General features: G+C 36.4%; 22 protein-coding genes and 1 pseudogene. 7 read left to right on the forward strand and 16 right to left on the reverse strand.

Features of this window, described 5'->3' with window-relative positions; all coding sequences use genetic code 11:
- Positions 1 to 72: 72 nt before the first annotated feature.
- From HGJ18_RS06070 to HGJ18_RS06130, 13 genes and pseudogenes are all read right to left on the reverse strand, one after another.
- Positions 73 to 903 (reverse strand): hypothetical protein, encoded by an 831-nt coding sequence (locus HGJ18_RS06070; protein WP_253698185.1) that lies wholly within the window; start codon positions 901 to 903, stop codon positions 73 to 75.
- Positions 904 to 1199: 296 nt separating this feature from the next.
- Positions 1200 to 2486 carry a nucleotide-binding domain-containing protein gene (locus HGJ18_RS06075; RefSeq protein ID WP_253698186.1) on the reverse strand — a complete coding sequence of 429 codons (1287 nt, stop codon included), beginning with the start codon at positions 2484 to 2486 and terminating at the stop codon, positions 1200 to 1202.
- A gap of 3 nt (positions 2487 to 2489) precedes the next feature.
- Complete coding sequence (locus HGJ18_RS06080; RefSeq protein ID WP_253698188.1) at positions 2490 to 2987, reverse strand: Pycsar system effector family protein; 498 nt, start codon at positions 2985 to 2987, stop codon at positions 2490 to 2492.
- A gap of 207 nt (positions 2988 to 3194) precedes the next feature.
- Positions 3195 to 4470: pseudogene (locus tag HGJ18_RS06085) on the reverse strand (integron integrase).
- Between the two features lie 580 nt (positions 4471 to 5050).
- The gene (locus tag HGJ18_RS06090; protein ID WP_253698190.1) at positions 5051 to 6508 is read right to left on the reverse strand and encodes a hypothetical protein; all 1458 of its coding nucleotides are present in this window, start codon (positions 6506 to 6508) and stop codon (positions 5051 to 5053) included.
- A 1-nt stretch (position 6509) separates the two neighbouring features.
- Positions 6510 to 7277 (reverse strand): outer membrane lipoprotein-sorting protein, encoded by a 768-nt coding sequence (locus HGJ18_RS06095; protein ID WP_002690346.1) that lies wholly within the window; start codon positions 7275 to 7277, stop codon positions 6510 to 6512.
- 102 nt (positions 7278 to 7379) lie between these two features.
- Positions 7380 to 8714: an ABC transporter permease gene (locus HGJ18_RS06100; protein WP_002669609.1), complete on the reverse strand. Its 1335-nt coding sequence runs from the start codon at positions 8712 to 8714 to the stop codon at positions 7380 to 7382.
- Between the two features lie 15 nt (positions 8715 to 8729).
- Positions 8730 to 10250, reverse strand: coding sequence for an ABC transporter permease (locus HGJ18_RS06105; RefSeq protein ID WP_253698191.1), 1521 nt, complete (start codon positions 10248 to 10250; stop codon positions 8730 to 8732).
- 16 nt (positions 10251 to 10266) lie between these two features.
- Entirely contained in the window at positions 10267 to 11019 is a 753-nt protein-coding gene (locus HGJ18_RS06110) for an ABC transporter ATP-binding protein (RefSeq protein ID WP_002669611.1), read from the reverse strand.
- Positions 11020 to 11274: 255 nt separating this feature from the next.
- Entirely contained in the window at positions 11275 to 11481 is a 207-nt protein-coding gene (locus HGJ18_RS06115) for a type II toxin-antitoxin system antitoxin (protein WP_253698192.1), read from the reverse strand.
- Positions 11481 to 12491, reverse strand: a complete 1011-nt coding sequence (locus HGJ18_RS06120; RefSeq protein WP_253698193.1) for an SPFH domain-containing protein — start codon at positions 12489 to 12491, stop codon at positions 11481 to 11483. Before HGJ18_RS06120 ends, HGJ18_RS06115 begins: the two co-directional genes overlap by 1 nt.
- Positions 12492 to 12624: 133 nt before the next feature.
- The gene (locus HGJ18_RS06125) at positions 12625 to 12927 is read right to left on the reverse strand and encodes a Txe/YoeB family addiction module toxin (protein ID WP_253698194.1); all 303 of its coding nucleotides are present in this window, start codon (positions 12925 to 12927) and stop codon (positions 12625 to 12627) included.
- A gap of 21 nt (positions 12928 to 12948) precedes the next feature.
- Positions 12949 to 13200 (reverse strand): type II toxin-antitoxin system Phd/YefM family antitoxin, encoded by a 252-nt coding sequence (locus HGJ18_RS06130; protein WP_253698195.1) that lies wholly within the window; start codon positions 13198 to 13200, stop codon positions 12949 to 12951.
- Positions 13201 to 13380: 180 nt separating this feature from the next.
- Between HGJ18_RS06130 and nrdD the strand changes: the two genes are divergently transcribed.
- Both nrdD and HGJ18_RS06140 read left to right on the forward strand, forming a co-directional pair.
- Positions 13381 to 13668, forward strand: a complete 288-nt coding sequence (gene nrdD, locus HGJ18_RS06135) for an anaerobic ribonucleoside-triphosphate reductase (protein WP_253698196.1) — start codon at positions 13381 to 13383, stop codon at positions 13666 to 13668.
- The gene (locus tag HGJ18_RS06140) at positions 13668 to 14411 is read left to right on the forward strand and encodes an anaerobic ribonucleoside-triphosphate reductase activating protein (RefSeq protein ID WP_253698198.1); all 744 of its coding nucleotides are present in this window, start codon (positions 13668 to 13670) and stop codon (positions 14409 to 14411) included. Before nrdD ends, HGJ18_RS06140 begins: the two co-directional genes overlap by 1 nt.
- A gap of 2 nt (positions 14412 to 14413) precedes the next feature.
- Here the strand turns inward: HGJ18_RS06140 and HGJ18_RS06145 are convergent, their stop codons facing one another.
- Both HGJ18_RS06145 and HGJ18_RS06150 read right to left on the reverse strand, forming a co-directional pair.
- A complete protein-coding gene (locus HGJ18_RS06145; RefSeq protein WP_253698199.1) occupies positions 14414 to 14935 on the reverse strand; it encodes a DUF2147 domain-containing protein in 522 nt (173 codons plus the stop codon).
- Positions 14936 to 14961: 26 nt separating this feature from the next.
- Positions 14962 to 16254: a Na+/H+ antiporter NhaC family protein gene (locus HGJ18_RS06150; RefSeq protein ID WP_253698201.1), complete on the reverse strand. Its 1293-nt coding sequence runs from the start codon at positions 16252 to 16254 to the stop codon at positions 14962 to 14964.
- Positions 16255 to 16450: 196 nt separating this feature from the next.
- Here HGJ18_RS06150 and HGJ18_RS06155 point away from each other — a divergent pair, with 196 nt between their 5' ends.
- From HGJ18_RS06155 to HGJ18_RS06175, 5 genes are all read left to right on the forward strand, one after another.
- Positions 16451 to 16765, forward strand: coding sequence for a PadR family transcriptional regulator (locus tag HGJ18_RS06155; protein ID WP_002669619.1), 315 nt, complete (start codon positions 16451 to 16453; stop codon positions 16763 to 16765).
- Between the two features lie 10 nt (positions 16766 to 16775).
- Positions 16776 to 17969 (forward strand): DUF4097 family beta strand repeat-containing protein, encoded by a 1194-nt coding sequence (locus tag HGJ18_RS06160; protein WP_253698202.1) that lies wholly within the window; start codon positions 16776 to 16778, stop codon positions 17967 to 17969.
- A gap of 1 nt (position 17970) precedes the next feature.
- Positions 17971 to 18501, forward strand: coding sequence for a DUF1700 domain-containing protein (locus HGJ18_RS06165; RefSeq protein WP_253698204.1), 531 nt, complete (start codon positions 17971 to 17973; stop codon positions 18499 to 18501).
- 99 nt (positions 18502 to 18600) lie between these two features.
- Positions 18601 to 18789, forward strand: a complete 189-nt coding sequence (locus HGJ18_RS06170; protein WP_253698205.1) for a hypothetical protein — start codon at positions 18601 to 18603, stop codon at positions 18787 to 18789.
- 41 nt (positions 18790 to 18830) lie between these two features.
- Positions 18831 to 19802 (forward strand): toast rack family protein, encoded by a 972-nt coding sequence (locus HGJ18_RS06175; protein ID WP_253698207.1) that lies wholly within the window; start codon positions 18831 to 18833, stop codon positions 19800 to 19802.
- 245 nt (positions 19803 to 20047) lie between these two features.
- Here HGJ18_RS06175 and HGJ18_RS06180 read toward each other — a convergent pair whose 3' ends face one another.
- Complete coding sequence (locus tag HGJ18_RS06180) at positions 20048 to 20950, reverse strand: Rpn family recombination-promoting nuclease/putative transposase (protein WP_253698209.1); 903 nt, start codon at positions 20948 to 20950, stop codon at positions 20048 to 20050.
- Positions 20951 to 20957 lie beyond the last annotated feature (7 nt).

Raw genomic sequence — 20957 nt, forward strand, 5'->3', positions numbered from 1 at the left:
ATCATTCTCCTTTAATAATGCATTAAATTGTAACAGAACAATATCAACTTAATGCAGGTATTGAATAAAATACTAATACAAAGGATACCACAATCCTTGATACGCGCGATCTACAAATAATTCGGTATCTTTTCTTAATGTTTTTCCATCCTCATAATATTCAAGAAGATGAATACTTTCTAAACTATAATTTCCCGTACGCCATTTCCTGTAAGAGTAAATACGATTATTAGTATAGTCATATTTATGTACTTGTATGTTATCAATTTGACCGGAAGTTTTATACTCTTCATAAATTATATTTCCCATATTATCATATTTATATAAAAATTCTTCAGAAAATTCGTTTGTATCTTTACCACCCATGGTAACACCATTACTGTCAAAGCTCGCTATAATTGTCCCGCCATAATTCTTATTCTTTCTCTTTTTAGTAAGCAGATGACCTTTATCATCATACACATAAATCAACCCATCCGAATCTACACACAATATGATATTTCCATCTTTATGGTATTGATATGTAGTTTCCTGAGGATTACCACTACCTTTCTTATACATGCGTATTAGATAACCATTAGTATTATATTCATACTTCTCTTCCATATAATAAAATTTATCTCTCAATTGATTCATGATCTTACAGCAAATTTTATTCCCTTCAGCATCATATTCATACCATTTATCATCAGTATAACCATTCCCTTCATATATCAAATTTCCTGCAACATCGTATTCTTTTACCTTTCTGATACTAAGCCATTTATATATGATTTCTCCGTTATATTCTATTGGAATATATTGTCTATGTCCAGCAGATAATACTTTATCCTGTCCCCACACTGTACATAACTCAACCATTAAAAAAAACAAAAAGCTATACAACTTTATCTTCTTTTCCATATTAAAACCATCCTTTCGCAATGTCTTTTTCATTGCAATTATTTTATTTTTCGGTCGAAAGTCTGTTTCGATTGGTTCCGTTACCCGCCTGCCATAAGGCAGGTCAATCTAACATTCGCTTAACCTGCTTTGCGGCTTGTCCGCAATGTCAGGTTGAAGCGAGTGTTAGGTTTTTTGTTTCTACTTACTTAACGCCCATGGTGTAAAAGCAGAGCTTTCTTTTGGATAGACAAAGTATACAATTTTTCATTGTAAAAAAATTACACAGCATTTTTTTACACCATGTTATATGCAGATCATATTATAAATATTGGAAATGTTAATATATTTTCTTTTTTTGAATTCTTACTTTTAATAATGCAACGAATATAATGATGCCCTAGATATGCGGCTTCCGCATAACAGGTAGTAAGATCTTTGTAGCGTCCATCAAAATTATGAGTTATCTGGTTAGCCTGTTTTGCCTCAGTTCCAGAATTAAATGCTTTCCATTCTATACTTTCCCAATCTTCTTTTTCATAGGGGTATCCATTTTTCATGATATCAAATTTTATTTGGGTTCCTTTTACAATAGCTCTTGAATTTTGATAGTATTCAATTTCGTTGGGATGTTTTTCTTCTTTAACTTTACATATAAGTTTAAATTGCGGTTGTTCAATTAGAAGTTTATTTGATGATTTTTTTATGAAATCAAAAGAACTTAAATAATTTTTCCAATTAAAGTTAAATTTTTTATAATTTTTACTCCCCTTATAAATGTATAAATCATTTTCGTCTCGACTATCTGTACAGATTTCACAAAATTTTTCATTTATGTCTAGAATCGTTCTTATATTTTCTCCTACTAGTATTTCATTTGAATTCGCAGCTGCTTGCAATTTTGCAGCTAAATCTGTATGTAAACTGGTAGTTGTTAATTCTGAATAGTTAGGAATACCATAATAAGACCAAAGCACATCCTTTTCAAAACCTAAATCAATACCAATTCTTACGTTTAAAGGCTCTACACCTTCTGAAATAAAAATAGAAGCTAAATCTGTACTTATAAAGTATGTAAGAACTGATGCTGTATTCAATGCATTTATTACAGCATCACATTCAGCAAGCCCTTTTCGTACAAATTGTAAAAAAATACCATCACCTTGCAATCTATGCACATGCCCACCAAAATATAAAGATACATATATTGCTAAAGTTAATATAGTATCTTTAATTCTTTTTATTTGAAATAAATTATACTTTTCATTTAATCTAGTAGACCCTTGTATATCCATAAACATAGATACACAGTAATATTGTTCATGATCTTCGAATCCTAAGCTCTTAAAATCAGGATGAGCACCTATTTGTAGAGATTGAAAAGAAAACGGATTCATACCAAAAAGATTGGCAAGTTCATTTCTATTAATTTGGATTAAATTTTTAGTATTCTCAAGTGTTTTCTCCATTACAGCTTCCTCAAGCTTAATACTTGGTACAGATTCAAGACTTTTTCTTGAATCTGAAAAGCACAAAGAAGAGCTACTTCTATTTTCAGTAAGAATTTTAGAAATATCCTGTAAATAATTATTAAATAAAGTCATAACTTACCCCTTAATGAAAAAAAATAAAATAACAAACATACATATTATAATACAATCAAATATTAAAGCTATTTTAATATCTTCATGCTTTTTTTTAAGTCCTACTGAAAGTTCAAAAATTTGATTATTTAAATCTGAAGCTATATCATCTTCTGTATAATTATTTATTCTATTAAAAAATGTTTCTTTGTCATCTGTTGCTATATCATAAAAAAACCAACAGGATTTTTTTCTATTAATGTTTTCAGAACCGAAATAAGGAACTATTGCTTTTATCGTAAAGAAAATTGAAGAGATAAAAGAAAATACTATAATTCCTATTAGACCGCATAAATAACATTTCAAATTATCTATTACAGAAGATAATAAATTTTTATAATTAACAACTACCAGCCCAATAAAAAAAGTATTAAAAGCAAGTAAAAAAGATCCCTTGTTATTGATGCCAGCATAATATGAATCAAACCTTTCAATTATTTTTATTCTCATATCATTATCCATACTATTATTCTCCTTTATATTTAATTTGCCTATAACAATTGTATAAACCTAACATCCCTTCGACCCTTCCTCACTATAGCATAAAAACCAATAATTTGCAATCTAAACTGCTGTAAAAAAAAAAACACATCTTTCTACCATAAATACGAATCGGATAAATGAACCGTTGGCAGATTAGGCCTATCTTCACTAAATGGGATAAAAAAATCACATCCTGTCTATAGGGCTTTGAATGCCCAGACCGCCGCGGTTTAGGACATGGGTGTAAACCATAGTAGTCTTAACATCGCTGTGACCGAGAAGCTCTTGAATGGTGCGGATATCGTAGCCTGCTTCAAGCAGGTGCGTTGCAAATGAGTGGCGGAAAGTGTGGCAGCCTATCGGTTTTGGGATGCAGGACTTTAAAACCGCTTCATGCAGAGTTCGCTGAATAACCGAAGGATCGATATGGTGTCGCCCCTGCTCGCCTGTTTATTTGTTACGCCATCGGCGTGTTTGGGGAAATACCCAATGCCATGCCCAACTTTTGCCGGCGATGGGATATTTTTTTGCAAGAGCAGAGGGCAGCGGCACCGAACCGAAGCCGTCCTTGCAGTCTGCCTCATGAATACGCCGGACATTTTCCAAATGCTTTTGAAGCGGAAATTTAAGTGAAACAGGCAATACGGTTTTACGGTCTTTCGCACCCTTTCCGCAGTGTACCGTAATTTCGTTTTTCCCAAAATCGATATCTTGAATCCTTAACCGCAAGGCTTCCATAAGCCGCATTCCGGTTCCGTAAAGCAAACGGATAATAAGCCCGTAATCGTTTTCAGGCAAAAGAGAGAATATCTTTGCAGTTTCCTCACGGGTCATTACGGCAGGCAGCTTTTTAGGCTTTTTAGCACGGACTATATTTTCAGGAGTCTTTATAGTTAAGCCTAATATGTTTTTATATAGAAACAAAAGAGCCGCAAGAGCCTGATTTTGGCTTGAAGCGGCAGCCTTTTCCTTCACTGCAAGACGGCTCACAAAGGCATTTATTTCCGTATTGGAAAGAGTTTTAAGATTTTTATTCTTATTTTCACGAATAAAGCGGCTTATCCAATAGCTGTAGGCTTCCATTGTACGCTTACTGTAGTGTTTGGCAGTAATAACTTCTTCCAACTTATTTAAAATACACTGAACATCGGTTGCAGTATGATTATTCCTTTCTCCAATAATTTCGGTATTCAAAAGCTTGGCATCATGAGGCTTGTTGCTATCATTAGGTTCACAATTTTTAAAGATAAAGCCGGAATCTGCCCTGCAAATCCCTTCATTATAAAGGTTGTTTAATAAAATATCGCAAGAATTACGGTCGGCAGGTATAATCCAGAAATATCCGGCCGGAATCCAAGCCCTGTTAGGTATTTGATTGCAGAATTTTAGAAAAATCATCTCCCTCAGCTTTAAAACGCACCGACAAACGCTCTTTTTCATAAGACCTAATTTCAATAAACATAAAAACCTCCTTAAAAAAGCACAATACAAATTTTTTATGGCATAGCTTAACCATGGTCTATTATGATGATTAATGTTTCCATCTTAATAAACCTGGATAAAACACCTATGCATGGCTGTTAAATTCCAACAGGATAAACAACCTAAACATAAAAAACATTGTAAGAAAGAGCCGACTTCATGCAGCCGAAACATACTATAAGCGGCAGTTTTCTTATGTATAAGTTAATTATTGCATATTTTTATGGAATATGCAAGTATTTAAGATTTTTTGGGTATTAGAGGAAGAGAAATATTTCTAACTTGCTGTATAAAATTTTACTGACTATTTTTCAATTGAAGAAAGAGATGAAACCACCCGCCATCCGTGGCGGGGGAGATTAATCCAATCCGGCAAGAGGCGATCCGAGGACGCGAAGCAAATAAAAATTAACCGCATTTGAATCCCGTATCGCAAACTTATGCCGTAAATAGAGGGAGCAGATACAAGGCGCGAGGAAAAATGAAGCGGAGGCGTGCTTGTTGCACGTCGAGCATTCATTTTTTCGCAGCAACGCAGTAGATGCCCCTCTATTTACGGCTTAGAAGGTGCCGCCGCCTAGGCGGAACGAAAGACTATACCTCACCTCACCCTTCGTCTTTGAATTGGGACTTAAGGGATAGCTAAAAGAAGGCCCTGTACTCATACTGGCAAATTTATATATTCTCCAGTTAAGGGTAAGCTTTGAAAAACCTTCAAGTTCCGATATAGCAAATTGCTGAAAAAAGTTTAGGCTCAACTTATCGGTACCGAGTTTGTTTTGGCTTATATTAAGAGCTATATAGTGTTGGCCTATATTTCCCATAGCAAAAATATCACCTGAGGCAAGGACTGAAGGATGAGTGTAATTCTTATTTTTTATGTGCACAGCAGCCTTTGAAAGAATATCTTGAGCGGTATCAGTATTTGAGTACCCGAAGCCGTTATAAAAATATTGTAAAACTATACCGGTATTGGTGTCGGCATTTGAATAAGAACCGCCTAGTGTTGCCTGAAAAAAGGGCTTGTTTTTTTCGGTATAGGGACTCATATCGGCCTTATAATAGGTATAATCGCTTCCCCAAGCAAAAACGCCCTCGCCGAAGACGGCAACCTTTCCTGCAATACTGCCCGAAACGGTGGTAATAAGACGGGGTGCTTTTTCGTATTTGTACCAGCCTCCAAATCCCAATTCCCAGTTACCGACAACAAACTCGCCCTTTGCGGCTCCTGCCGTGTATTTGGGATCATAGCCGTCTCTCTGTTCCGGAGGCAACAGGTAGAGCCAGATATTGTGCTGGGTTTTGGGAATTATTATATGGGTTCTTAAAGAAATACCCCCTTCCCTATCGGCCGTAGTATCTTGAGGATCGATTCTTGAAATATTTATAACATCGGCAGGGCTATAAAAATAACCGGTTCCCCATTTTACTGCATGTTTTCCAAAACGGAAAAATGCAATATTCTTAGCGGAAAAATCCGTGTAAAGCTCTTGAATTTTAATATTTGGAACTCCGCTTACTTCTACAAAGGCAGGCAACTCAATACCATTTGGAGGAACAATCGACTTAGGCACAAAAGCTGAACCTTGTCCTGATAAACTCTTCTCAAATGGAAAGCCGAAAAGAAATTTTCCGTAAAGTTTTAAGTCTTCGCTGGGACGGGCATCAAAAAAAAGACTTCCGTTTAAGTTTATGTTAAATTTTCCCTTTCCGTCTTTCAAAGATTTCAGGTAATCATTCTTCTTTGAATAGGGATCTTCCCAAGCATAATCTATTCCCATTGAAGAACTTAAACTTCCGCCTATTCTCATTTTTTTTGACTCAAGGCTAAGAGTTGCCTTTTCAAGATCAGCCTTAAACTTTAAACCGCTTTTATTTTCGGAACCGGCCTCTTCGGCAGATATAAGGGTATCTTCATCTCCGCCGAAAAGATCATTTTCCAAATCGGAAGAGTTTTCTTGTGCAAACACAAAAAGGGGAATAAATAAAACAAAAATAAAAATCGCAATTTTTTTCATATTAGTTTATCTTCTCCAAATAAGCCTTGGTAAAAACTACATCATCAATTTTTGCAGTGCTGAAGTCTTGAAATATCTGCGTTGTTTTTTCTCCCTTGATAAGCTCATTTATATATATTTGATGTACGGGAAGCGGCATACCTTCAACATTTGCGTATTTTGGTATAAGAGTAGTTCTCATGTGTTTTCCGCTCGCACCGTAACTTTCTATTTTTAAAAGGAGGTGTTCGTCTTTTCGTACAAAGAATTTTTCTTGAGCATAAGCAGCATCCTTTTCCAAAGCCTTAGCAGTTACCGCATAAACCTCATATTTACCCAGCTTTGCTTCTTCAATTTTAAGAATTTCCCAAGCTTGCCTAAATTGCGACTTTTTATTTACATCGGATAATTTTGTATCGCTGTTTGCCAAATTCCTTTTAAGGGAAGAATGAGTAAACTGATGGGCAATAGGATCATAGAACCAAAGGTTCTCCTTTTCCTGTAAATAACCGTTTCCCTTATCGGCTTCGGGAGCCAGCTGAATAAGAGTTGTTTGGTCCTTAGTGTCACGCCTAAAGAGTTTAAACTGAACGACTTCCTTAGGCTGATTAGGCTTTTCGACAATCAGTGTGAGAGTGCTTGTAAAATCTTTTTTAAAATTTCCCGTGTCGAAAACTTTATCCATAATCTTATACATTTCCTCCATTGAGGGAATCTCGGCAAATACCGCAATGCTTACAAAAAAAGCAATGAGTATAATCAATAATTTTTTGTTAATAAAATATTTCATACATTCTCCTATAACACGATGTTTTGTGCAAAGCACAAAACTCGAAGATAAACAGTAAGGCAGAATTTCTGCCGAACTGTTTATCGAATCTCCCATAAAAACTTATTTTCCCGACCTCAGCGCTTCGGCAGGAATCATATTAGCGGCTCTCGAAGCCGAGCCCCTTACAGTAAGCAGGGTTAAACCCAACATTATCACAAACTTTAAAAAAACTAAAAGAGCGGATAAGTTCCACGCAAAGTATCCGTTTTTGGTAAAGACCGAAAAAGGTGAATCTACAGCTATCGGAATAAACGAGATAACCTGCATTACAAGAACAGCAAGTACAAAACCGCATACGGCTCCGAATAAGGATAAAAATGAAGCTTCTGCAAGAAAAAGACGCCTTATATGTTTTCTCATAACACCGCAAGAGCGCATGGTTCCGACTTCCCCCCTTCTTTCATACACAATAATTTTAAAGGTATTTGAAATACCTATCATCGTAATAACCAAAAGCACAATCAAAATACCGAAACTTATACCGTTTAAGGTATTCATAAAGGTAATAACCTGCGGAGCAAAATCGTAAAAAGTAGCTATGCCGAATTTGGTTCCCTGCCACTTTCCTTCTTCAAGTTGCTTAAATACATTGCTTGCAGGCTGTGAAGGGCTTATAGTTCGGGCAAGATCCCTGCTTGTAATGGGATGAGTTTCTGCGATTTTTCTTTCAAGCTGTTGCGCATAAATTTCCTGCATATCGGGATTTTTTAAAAAAAGCGAATATACTTCTATACTGTCTTTTTCCAATTCCGTAATTTTTTGCAAATAATCAAAATTGATGTAATTTGTGATTCCGCCGAATGAAGAGCGATTTACTGCAATACCTTCTACTTGAAGTTCAATAACCGTAAGCTGACCTTGTGATGTCCTAGTTTCAAGTAAAACTATATCGTGCAAGTCTACATTTAAGGTTGCGGCTACCGATTCGGAAAGAAGAATTGCATTTTCTTTTTTCATGGCTTCCCAGCTTCCTTCCTTAAAAAGAATACTGTCATGTAAAATTTTTTCTTCATCGAATTTGCAGCCGTCAATTTGAGAGGTAACTTCTTTTCCTTCAAATATCAGCTTACCTGATGCACGACTTCTTTTTATGATGTACGTAGTTTCTATTCCTAATTCTTTTACGGTCTTTTCTATAAACTCAACATCGTTTTTGTCCATATAAATTTGAGCAGGATCATCCGCCGACTTATCGGGAGCCTTTTTTGAACCTATTATATAGACATGGCCTCCTACGATTTTTGAAATTTCTCCGGCCATACTGTTTACGGCACCGGAAGTCATGCCGTCCATAAAGATAACGACAAAGAAAGCAAAGGCTATCGCAAAAACCAAAAGAATACTTCGCCTTTTTTGTCTGTTTAAATTTCTAAATGCTATTTTTAATATATTCATAATCCATTTCCTTATTTAACGGTTAATTGCTTCAAGAGGACTTATCTTTAAAGCAAGCCTTACCGGATACCAGTTTGCTGCAAGACCTGCTAAAAGCATTGCAGCCATTGTCCAAACGGCAGAACCGATCGAAATACTTACCCTAATCTGTTTTCCGCCGAACATAGCTGCAAGTATATCTCCGACCCTGATGTCAAAAGCATTTACAACGGCTGCAGTGATAAGAGCAAGTACCAAGCCGATAAGAACACCTACGCAAGACATAAAAAAAGATTCCGCAAAAAATATCCTTCTGACAAAACCTTTTTTAGCTCCTATGGCCCTCATCGTTCCTATCTCGGAGCTTCTTTGCATAACGGCGACAACCAGTGTATTCATTATAACGATTAAAACTACTACGGAAAGAATAGCCAGCATTGTAATAAAAAGAATTCTTGTTCCTTCTATTGCACTGTAATACATTGCCATTCCGCGTTCCCAATTCACAGCTCGAGCGCTTATTCCTTCTTCCTTAAACCAATCATTTAAGGTTTTTATTACGCTTTGAGTCTTTGAAGAATCTTTAAGCTTTATTACGATATGATGCCAAGCTTCATTGTCGGCTAAGTTAAGCCGATCGCGCAGTTCGGTGCTTCCCAAAAGATTTTCATAATCAATCTTTGAATTTGAATTCTGTACGGTATCTATAATATCTGCGCCTGAATCATCCGAAAAAAGTTCATCTTCCGATTTTTCTGAAAGGCTTAAATCGACGGAATCGGGAATGGCCGCTGCAACTCTTGCTCCCATGGTCATATCGGCAAGTATTCGGGTTGTATCTACATCAAAGTAGGCTATGCCGTCTATTGCCGTATCGGGATGAGCATAATCAAAAAAGCCCGTTATGATAACTTTTTGCTGTCTTGCCTTTCCTGCAAAGGCCGTTACCAAAATCTCGTCACCCAAGTTTAAGGGCCTGTCATAATATTTTTCAAACTTTTCTTTTAAATCACGCGGAATCAGAGCAAACTTACCGTTTGATGTTTTAGGATATTCTCCTTCATAAATATTAATCGTATCAAAAAGATTTTTATAACTTTCAGGTTCAATTCCTAGAATCTGTGCATAAGGAAAAAAGGACCGGTTCTTGTCTTCGGCCTCCCATGAATCGGGTAAATCAAGAGCCTTGAGCATACCGCTTGCAAAAACGGAAGATGTAAGGCCTTTTACCTCAGGAAGGCTTTCAACCTTGGACTTAACTTTTTCAAAAGGAACCAGATAGGGCATCTTAGGTGTATCCATGCTGACACTGACTGTCTGAAAAACTCCCAAGAGTTGTACCATTACAGTGTCTTTTTCAGGCTTGCCCGTAATTAAAACATCTCCCGAAAAATCGCTTATACACACCGCTTGAGTTTGCTGCAATGAAAAATTTAAGATACCGAAGCCTAGGATTACCAAAAAAGTTCCTATTCCTATAAGTGATAAGGTAATAATCATTTTCGCTTTACTTGCAAAAAGATTTTTTACCGCCATTTTAAAAATTGTCTTATTCATAATAATTTTCCTAAGTTTAAGCTGAAGCCTTTACATCTTCAAGGATTTGACCGTCCAAAATCTTAATGCGGTGGTTGGTCATATCTACGATCTTTGCGTCATGTGTCGAAAAGATAAAGGTTGTTTTAAGTTCCCTGTTTACCTCTTTCATAAGCTCCAAAATTTGAATACCTGTCTTTGAGTCAAGGTTTGCAGTAGGCTCATCGGCTAAAACTATTTGAGGTTTAGTAGCTAAGGCTCTTGCGATGGCAACCCTCTGCCTTTGACCTCCTGAAAGCTCGTTAGACTTATGGTTCTTCCATTCGCTCAAACCGACCTTATCGATTAAATAGTTAATCCACTCTTTTTGATTTGCTTTACTCTCTTTTGCCTTTCCAAATAAAAGAGGAAATTCTATATTTTCGTATACATTTAAAACCGGAACAAGGTTAAAGGATTGAAAAATAAAACCTAAATACTCGTGGCGGAGTACGGTCATTTTTTTATCCAGTTTGTTGGGAACCTTAACCTTTTTGTTCTGTTTTTTTAAAAGAGAAGCAAAATCCGATTCCTTATAAATACTTTCATTGTTTATGATGAGCTCCCCGCCCGAGGGCGTATCTATTAAACCTATCATATTAAGAATGGTTGATTTGCCGGAACCCGAAGGCCCTGAAATAGAAACGAATTCGCCTTGCTCAATGGCGAAATCGATGCCTTTTACGGCTTCAACTAAAACCTTTCCCAACGGATAGGTCTTCTTTAAGTTTTTAACTTGTACAATATTCATACAAAACCTCCAAAAAAGTTGTACATATTATATTATAAAAAATTAAAACAAGCATTTACTATAGCTTACATTTTAACTTTCTGCCTTACATTTCTGTAAGTTTACATATTTTTTACCCGCTTTACCAGTGACAAAAGTCATGTTTGAGGCGGTAAATAGTCATTTTATTTAATTTAACCGCAAATGGTATAACGAGTTATCTAGCTAGATAGTCTACATAAATTCTAACTTTTGTCAATACGGTTTAAGAAAATTTTATTTAATCTCTCCCAGATCCGGCTCTTCATCTATTTCATCGCTTACATACTTACCCGTTTTTTTGCGCTGCTTAACACAGAAGCTTAAAAGATATTCTATCTGTCCGTTTATAGAACGGAAGTCGTCTTCAGCCCAAGAAGCAAGATCCTGATATAGTTTTGCAGATACCCGTAAGGGTATCTGTTTTTTCTCATCCTTTTCCATCAATATAAAGAACCCGAATTTACTATGGGCTGAGCATCCTTATTTCCGCAAAGGACTACAAGAAGGTTTGACACCATGGCAGCCTTTCGCTCTTCATCGAGAATCACCTTTCCGCTTTCGTTTAACTTATCCAAGGCCATCTCGACCATACCTACGGCTCCGTCAACTATCATCTTTCGGGCATCGATAATTGCAGAAGCCTGCTGCCTTTGAAGCATTGTGGCAGCTATTTCTTGGGCATAGGCAAGATAGGTAATGCGGGCTTCGATAATCTCTATACCGGCCTCATTAACCTTTGACTGAATTTCATTTTTGATTCTGTTTGCAACAATTTCGGAAGAACCTCTGAGCGAGCCTTCATCGGGAGTACCGTCCCCTGTTGTATCTACATTTTCTGCAATATCGTAAGGATAGATTTTAACTATATTTCTTAAAGCAACATCGCATTGCAAAGATAAAAATTCTTTGTAGTTATCCACTGCAAAAACAGCCTTTGCCGTATCTACAACCCTCCAAATTACGGCAATGCCTATTTCGATGGGGTTTCCAAGCCTATCGTTTATCTTTTGCTGGTTATTGTTTAAGGTCATCTGCTTTAAAGAAATCTTTTTGTTTAATGCAAAATTAACACCTGCATTTTGAGCATAAACCTTTTTGTTTACATCTCCGCTTTGGCGCAAAACGGTTTCTGCAGCAGGATTAACAGCGATAGAAAAGGGATTAACAAAATACATCCCGCTCTTTTTTAGGGTACCAGTGTGCTTTCCAAAAAGGGTTAGAACTAGGGCTTCCTGCGGTTTTAATATCTTAATACCGAAAAAACAGGTAGAAACCGTTATTATTATTAAAACAAGAACCGCAATACAGGGAATACCTATATAAGGCGGAATTAAATCCTCACCTGCAAAATAGATACTGCAGACCAAGGCCGGAAAGGCAGCAAGTTCGATAAGTATAAAAAGACATAACATCACAAACCCGTTTTTTGCTTTTAATTCTACTTCATTCATAAAATTCTCCTATAAAAACTTCTTTTTGATATCATTATGATATCAAAAAGAAGAAAATTTGTCAAGAGGAAGTCTTAAAAAGATTATTTTTAAACCTTTATGTAAATTTAAACTGCAAGGACAATTGATTTGTTTAGTTTAACTTTATTTTCTCATAATGCGACCACATTCTGATAATTTTTACTGTTCCTTCATACTCAATATTATCAATCACTATCTTTTCAGGATAGACTTGATAAACAAATCGATGATGAATATTTATTCTACGGGAATATAAACCGGAAAGATTTCCAAGCAGGGCTTCAAATGGAGGATTTTTTTGAAAAGGGTCATTGCGTACAATTTCTATCAATTTTTTTGCTTTTATATCCAAGCCTGATGATTTTAAATTCTGAATATCCTTTACGGCTTGTTTTTCATAAACAATTCTGTACATTAGCTGCCATATATAAATTAACTACCATTTAACTTCATTTTCGGATAGGCAGTCTTCCAAAGCTGCGTTTTTTCCCGAAATAAGCGATTCCGGCAAACCTGAAATAGAGTTTAGATATATTGTTTCCTGTATAGCGTTCCAATCATCTTCACCAATGATAACTGCATTTTTTCCCTTACTATTTGTAAGTGTAAGAGGTTGAGAATTATCATTAACAAAGGCAAGTATTTTAAAAAGATCGGTATGAGCCTGTGTTACATTAATTGCTTTCATAATTTATCCCTCCTCGTTTAATATACCACACATTTTTATATACATCAAGAGAAAAAAATTGTAAAAATTATCATTTTTTTTAACTTTTTACTTGACAAACACTATATATAGTGTTAGAATAGCCGATATAAGGAATAGAACGCTAAATAACGGTTTATTCCGAAAGCCGGGAGGAAAAAAATGAGAAACATTGAAAAAGTCAATGCAGAAATTGAAGAGGTAAAAAAAGAACTTGAAAATGTTCATGGCACGGGAACCGAGGTTTATGCCAGAATTGTAGGCTACTACCGATCGGTCCGCAACTGGAACAAAGGAAAACGGGAAGAATATAACCATAGGCTTATGTTCTCTTCCGAAAACGAAAGGATTGGAAAAACTCTGTCCGACTGTGATTGCCTGCCCATCAGCGGCTCCTTAAATTTTTCAAGTTCGGAAAACCTTTCAGAAAAAAAAGAACAAATAGCCTAATGCTTGCAGGTTTACAAAAAACTACCTTAGTTAATTTTCCCCGCCGCGTAGCAGCGGCGGTTTTTTTACCCGGCTGTAATATGCGATGCCCCTACTGCCACAATGCAGAGCTCGCCCTAGCCTCTCCTTCTTCCTTTACTGCAAATCAGGAAAACACCAATGATTATTATGAGCTTAGCGAAATCTATACATTTTTAGAAAGTAGGAAAAACCTTATTTCAGGCTTTGTTATTTCAGGGGGAGAACCCTTTATGTCTCCGGCCTTGTTCGAGCTCATTGAAAGAGCAAAGTCCTTAAACCTTGCAGTCAAAATAGACACAAACGGCCTTTTTCCGGAACGCATAGAAGAGGTTTTAGGCTCTTCCAATCTTAAACCTGATATGATAGCCATAGATGTAAAGACTTCGCCTGAAAGGTACGGGGAACTTTTAGCCTCAAAAACCGATTCAGCCGCAAAAAAAGCAAAAACCGCACTCTTAAAAACCCTCGATATTCTAAAATCAAATACCGAAAAAACGGAAGTAGAATATAGAACGGTTTTGGCTCCGTACCTCGTATCTGAAGACGAAATAAACAAAATAGCCTCCCTCCTGCCTAAAAACGCAAGATGGAGGCTAGCCCAATTTGTACCGGGAACTTGTTTAAACCCTGAGTGGAACTCGGTAGAACCCTATCCACTCTCTCAAGCTCAAGCCCTTACAGCCATTGCAAAAAGCCTTATCACCGATACCGAATTACGCTGATACTAATTCTTAACTACATTATTTTTGATCAATTCGTCGGTTTCTGCCTTATCGGTTCTAAGCCAATACTGACTGCGTCCTATGCCGAGACCGATCTCTCCGCGCATTTCAAGGGTATCGGTTTTAAATTTTTTACCGTCAGCCTTGTGAAATTTTATTTTGCAATAGTAATACTTGCCGTCACCCGGATCAATGATATAGCCCTTATGCCATGAACCGGCTTCTTTTTTTACAAGATTGTAAATAAAAGGCGTGCCTACGAGCGGCATTTCGTTTACCTTTCCGGCTTTCGGAAAATCTTTATAGGATTCTTTACAGGAAGACGCAAGCTCCTTAGGATCATGTCCTACGGTAACAAGCATTTCCCCAAACAATTTTCCGTCTTTTTCATAGATATTCCAGACTCCGGTAACCTCATTGGTTTTTTCATCAACGCTTTTCCATAAACCGATAACCGGATCTTCGGAAAAGCCCATAGCCAAAATACACATAAAAAATAAAGCAATCAAAATTATTTTTTTCATATTTTGCCTCCAAATATATTCAATTTTTATAGGATCAAGGCACCTATTAAGCCGCCAATCAATAATGGAATATTAAAGTGTAAAAATGTAGGAATACATGTATCCCAAATATGATTATGCTGACGGTCTGTAATCAAACCGCTTGTCGGGCCCAATGTAACATCAGAGGATGGAGAACCGGCATCGCCCAGAGCAGCGGCTGTTCCGACAAGACAGACAATAGCAAGAGGACTGAAACCTAATTTTATTCCTAAAGGAACATATAGGGCTGCAATTATCGGAACACTGCCGAAACAGGTTCCTATACCCATCGTAATGAGTAAGCCTATCAAAAGCATTAAAAGAGCCATAATAAATTTACCGGTTCCGAATACGGCAACAGTATCGGAAACAAGTGTTTCTATACTGCCAGTTGCAATCATAATCTTTGAAAAACCTCCTGCAGCAAGCATTATAAAAGCAACACCGCCCATAATTCTCATACTATAGTGCATTCTTTCATTTGATCGGCGTACATCTGCTGTAGCTGTTCCAAGCAAAACCGTTATACTTGCTATGCAGCCCCATACCATTGAACCCGTAATTACCTGAACTACACATAAAATAATAATCGAAGCAAGAGATAACCATTCTTTTCTTCCAAATTTTACTTCAACTTCCATATCAAATTCAAAGCCTTGCTGATCATAGTTACGGGGTTTACGGTAAGAAATAAAAATAGAAACAAGCCAGCCTACTATAAGGAAGAATGCCGGTAAGAGCATAGCCTTCCAAACATCGTTTACCTTAAAATTAAGGCCGTTTTGCACCATCGCATTAGCTATAATCGTATGAAAGACCAGACCGAAACCTATAGGAAAAATCAAATACGGCCATATTAAAGAAAAAGTCAAACTGCATGCTACGGCACGTCTGTCAAGCCTCATACTGTTCATAATAACCAAAAGGAGAGGAAGGACCAGGGGTATCCAAGAAATATGTATCGGAATTAATGATTCAGACACAATACCGATTAGGGTTATCAAAAATAAAAGCAAAAACTTTTTACCTTTTAAATTCCTATAAAATTTTAAGGCAATAAAGTCAACAAGAAAGGTCTCATTAATTGCAGCAGCAATAATACCAAGTAAGGCATAGGAAAGTACTATCTCGGCATTATCTCCCATTCCTAAAACCATAGCATTCATTATCTCGGAAGGGCTCAAACCGCCTAAAAATCCGCCCAATACGGCAGAAATAATAATCGAGACTAAAATATTTACTTGGAATAAACATAAGACAATCATAGCAACAACAGAAAGGATCAAAGGATTTATCATTAATCAAACTCCATATAAGTAATTATGTACCTATACTAACATAAATTTCTAAACTTGTCAAAACTTTTTTATAGACTTTTTATAAAAAAATTCATATTTATACTTGACATAATATTATATTTTATATAATATATAAATATAAATAATATACTAAATAGTATTATATAATATCGGATATAGCAAGGAGGTTAACGGGATGATTTTTTCGATAAATACGGGCTTGCTTGAAGCCTGCGTTCTAGCCCTTTTAAAAGACTCGGATTCTTACGGCTACAAACTAACGCAGGATGTCAAAAGCCTTCTTCCAATATCGGAATCTACCTTATACCCTGTTCTAAAAAGACTGCAAACAAGCGGATATTTGGAAACCTACGACCAGCCTATCGACGGGCGGAACCGTAAGTACTATAAAATAACGCCTGCGGGATTAAGGCAGCATGAACTCTACATTGGAGAATGGAAGTCCTATAAGGAACTAATAGACAAGATTTTTAAGGGCACAGCCCTTTAGGAGATTAAAGATGACAAAGGACCAATTTTTAACTGAACTTAATTCTTATCTTTCGGTTTTAAAACCTGAAGACAGAAAAAATACTATCGAGTTTTATGAAGAATACTTTGAAGATGCCGAAAACGAAGAAGCGGCAATTGAAGAACTTGGAGCACCTAAAAAACTTGCAGAGGAGATTATAGATTTTCATAAAACCTCATATAAGGGTGAAAACACTCAAGTCTCCCAGCAGTTTTCGCCCGATGAAAGCATTTCGGAAATTATTTTAAACATAACAGCCGCAAAAGTTTTAATAAATGCTTCTCAAGAAGAAAAAATTGAGTATACTACTCAAAATATTGCGGATGATGATTTTTCGGCAAAGATTGAAAACGGAAAGCTTATAATAAAGGAAAAGCCCGTTTTCTTTTTCAGCAAAAAAGGCTTTGTTTCCTTTTTGGAAAATTTTAACATAAACACCTCTTTTAATGCAGGCAAAAGAGAAATCCTCATAAACATTCCCAAAGATACTCATCTTGAAAAACTCGAATTTAATTCCCAGATGGGTTCTTTAAAAATAGAAGAAGTAAATGTCGAAATCATTGAAGGCTACACAACATGCGGGAATTTTTCGGTAAAAAGCGGTCTACACAAAAAAATAGATTTTAATACTTCTGCAGGTTCCATAAATATAAGCGATATGGATATTGAAACTATGAAGCTTTCTTCTTCGGCAGGTGCTATAAAATTCGAAAACATAAAAGCCGGTAATATTTCCGCATCGACAGGGGCAGGAACAATTGACTTTATAAAAACCGAAAGCTCCTACATCAATGCAAATTCGGGAGCCGGAAATATAACGGGAAACGAATTAAAATCGGATAGAGGAAAATTCAATACGGGGGCAGGAACGAATAAATTCCAAAAATGTGATTTTAATGAAGCCATATTAAACACCGGAGCAGGAAGCATAATATTCCAAGGAAATTTACACAGTTATGCTAAAATCAATTCTGCCATAGGTTCGGTAGATCTTAATTTGCCTGATAAAGTAGAAAATTACGATATAAATATTTTTTCTAAACAAGGCAGTGTAAAACTAAATGGGAAAAATATTGAAGGACGAGGAGACAGGCTTAACCTCGGAAGTAAAACTTCAGATACCAATATAAAGATCAGCACTACTTTCGGAAAAATTAAAATAAGTACTCGGGAAGGAGAATAAAATGAAAAGAAGAGAATTCATTGAAGAGCTTGAGGACAGGCTTCGGCATCTGCCCTATAAGGATAGAAAGGAAGCAATTAAATTCTATGAAGAATATTTTGATGAGGCAGGAAGTGAAAATGAGCAAAATGTCATAGACGAGCTTAGAAGCCCTGCCCACATTGCTTCAAAAATTCTTTCGGACTATGCAATAAAAGAAGCCGAAGGAGCAAGAAAATCTGCAAGGGGAGGTTTAAGAGCCTTATGGTTTACAATCCTCGGAATCTTTGCAGCTCCGATTGCAATACCGCTGGCTGTAATTCTTACCGTAGTAATAGTTCTTCTATGTGTAGGACTTTGCGTTGCCTCTATTGCCCTTGTTTTCGGCGGCGGTATATTGGCAGTATTCGCTTTCGGTATGCTTTTTGTAGACTTCGGTACGGGCATTCTTTTAATAGGAGCTATTTTAATAGCCATAGGTTTTACCAGACTTTTATACCTTTTTGTTACTGCGATTATAAGAAAAATATCGCAGCTGGTAAAAAAAATTTAATTTATGGAGGGGCGATAAACATTCCGGCTTGAAATACAAGCCTTCATGTTTATCTTCGAGTTTTGTGCAAAGCACAAAACATACTTTATGGAGGGAAAAATGTTAATTGCTTTTTTAATTATTGTTTTTGTTTTCGGGATTATTGCTGCAGTCTTCGGGATTGTAGGGGGAATTTTAGCTCTTGCTTTTAAACTGGTCTTTTGGCTGATACCGGTTTTATTTGCAGGTGCAATCGTTCTGGGTATTCCGACTTTAATAATACTTGCGATTATTAAATTATTAAGATAACCGATAAACGGTTCACACAAAATATCGTTAAGGGGATTTATATGAAAAAAATAGGAAAGACAATTTTAATTATTCTTTTGGGACTTATGCTTGTCGGCATAGGTTATAGTTTAGGCGGAAGATTTTTTTATAGATCTAAGCGTAGAATTCGTGAACGGAATTTTATTGACAGAGCATATAATAAAATTATGTCGGCGGGCAAGAGTATGGAAGACGGCATAGAAGATATGGCAGAAAATATAGAATCTTGGGAGGATGATATGGACGAGTATTTTGGAGATGAATACGAAAAAGATGAAACAATCAGCTTGGATGGAATTAAGAATTTTTTTCTTAAGGCAGAAGTCGGAGAGGTAAGAATAGAAATAAGCGATCGCGCGGATGAAGCCTCATATAAAATTCAACGGATTAATCCCAAGTATTTCGATGTAGAAAAAAAAGGAGACACAATCAGTTTTGAAGACAACACTCCTTCAAAGTTTTTTAAGAATCTTGGTTTTAATTTTAAAAACAATTCGCCTAAAATATATATCAGCCTGCCGCGGAATATCGTATTTAATAATTTTGAAATAAAGAGCGGGGTCGGAGAACTCGATATTCACGATATCAATGTAGAAAAATTTAATCTTTCAGCAGGAGTCGGAGAAGTAAATATTTATGATGCAAAGATTTCAAAGGATGCCGAAATCAAAGCCGGAGTCGGCGAAGTAAGCTTTAAGGATTCGACAGTAACCAATATGGATATAAAATCCGGTGTCGGCTCATTTAGCTTTTCGGGTACGGCCCTGGGTAAGACTTCAGTCAAGGGAGGAATAGGCGAAGTAGATCTTAAAATAAATGGTTCCGAAAAAGATTATGATTTTGATGTAAGTGCAGGTTTAGGAGAGGTTATAATAAACGGTAAAAAATCAAAAACCTTTTTAGCCGATAGGCAAAAAAGCGGTTCAATCGCCCAAAACTCAATTACCGTCAAAGGCGGAATAGGTTCGGTAAGAATCAGGTTTAAGGATTAAACCGTATATTGCTTTTCGTTCGAAGCTGTGCTGTGGTTACACTTCGCTTTTGTTTAAAACTTTGTTCGTATTAAAGAACCTCTAAAAAGCTGAATTTTTAGAGGTTCTCAATTCCTTCAGCAAAGGCTATTTCACGCTGTACAGCTATATCTGTTTTATAATCATATTCGGCTACTAACACTATTGATTACCTCCTCTTTTACAAATATACGGGTATCTACTGCGTCGCACGGATGGCGGTGGTTTCAAATGCTTTCGATTTCCTCTTTGGTAAGGCCTGTAGCTTCTGCTATATTCTCAATTGACAGTCCTAAGCGGAACAAATTCTTTGCTGTTTCGATGGCTTTTTGGTATGCCCCATCGGAGAAACCTTGCTGTATTCCTCGTTGTATTCCTTGCTGTATTCCTTGTTGTATGCCAATCCTTAGACTTTCTTCTCTTTGTACTGCAATATCCGTATCATAATCGTATTCGGCTACTAACATATTGATTACCTCCCGTGATTTTCTCTGTAAATATTCTTTTAAGATGTCTTTTTCTATACATATCTTTACCGCATTGGTAAAGCCGTTTTCCGGGTCTAGTTGTGTTTGCTTTCTTACCTCTTCAACAAAGAGGCTGTATTCTTCAAGCGGCTTGCACACTGTTAGGATTTTGTTTGCCTTATCAGTGTTAATGTTTAAAACTTGCACTGTAAGCTCCAGCGGCACTTTTTCCGGTTTTATTATAAACGCATCAGATAACTTTAGAACTGTAGTTTCAGGGTAATCTTCCTTGCCGTTATAGAAAACATAGAATTCCGGCGTAGGTATTTTAGACAGCTTTCTTAAATATCTATCGGTCGGAGCTTGCAACTTTTCATAGAGCCTTGCTATGTATTCTAAAAAACGCAAAGGCATATTCTCGTTTATAGTGGATTGGTGTTCGGCAAGAACAATAATCTTATTGTCGACAAGGCAGGAAACATCGTTTATTATGTTCATATACATAACATTGTCAAGCCTTATATTTTCTACAGGGCAAGACAGTTGTAGATTTGTGCCGTGCAAGGCATTATAAAGAGACAAAAAATTCTCTTTAGCCTTTTCGTCTTCACTGAAAAGATCGACAAAGACTGAGTCCTTGTATTTTCTGTTTGCCGTACTCATAACGCCC

The organism is Treponema denticola, from assembly GCF_024181405.1.
In the GTDB taxonomy this organism is placed as follows: domain Bacteria; phylum Spirochaetota; class Spirochaetia; order Treponematales; family Treponemataceae; genus Treponema_B; species Treponema_B denticola_D.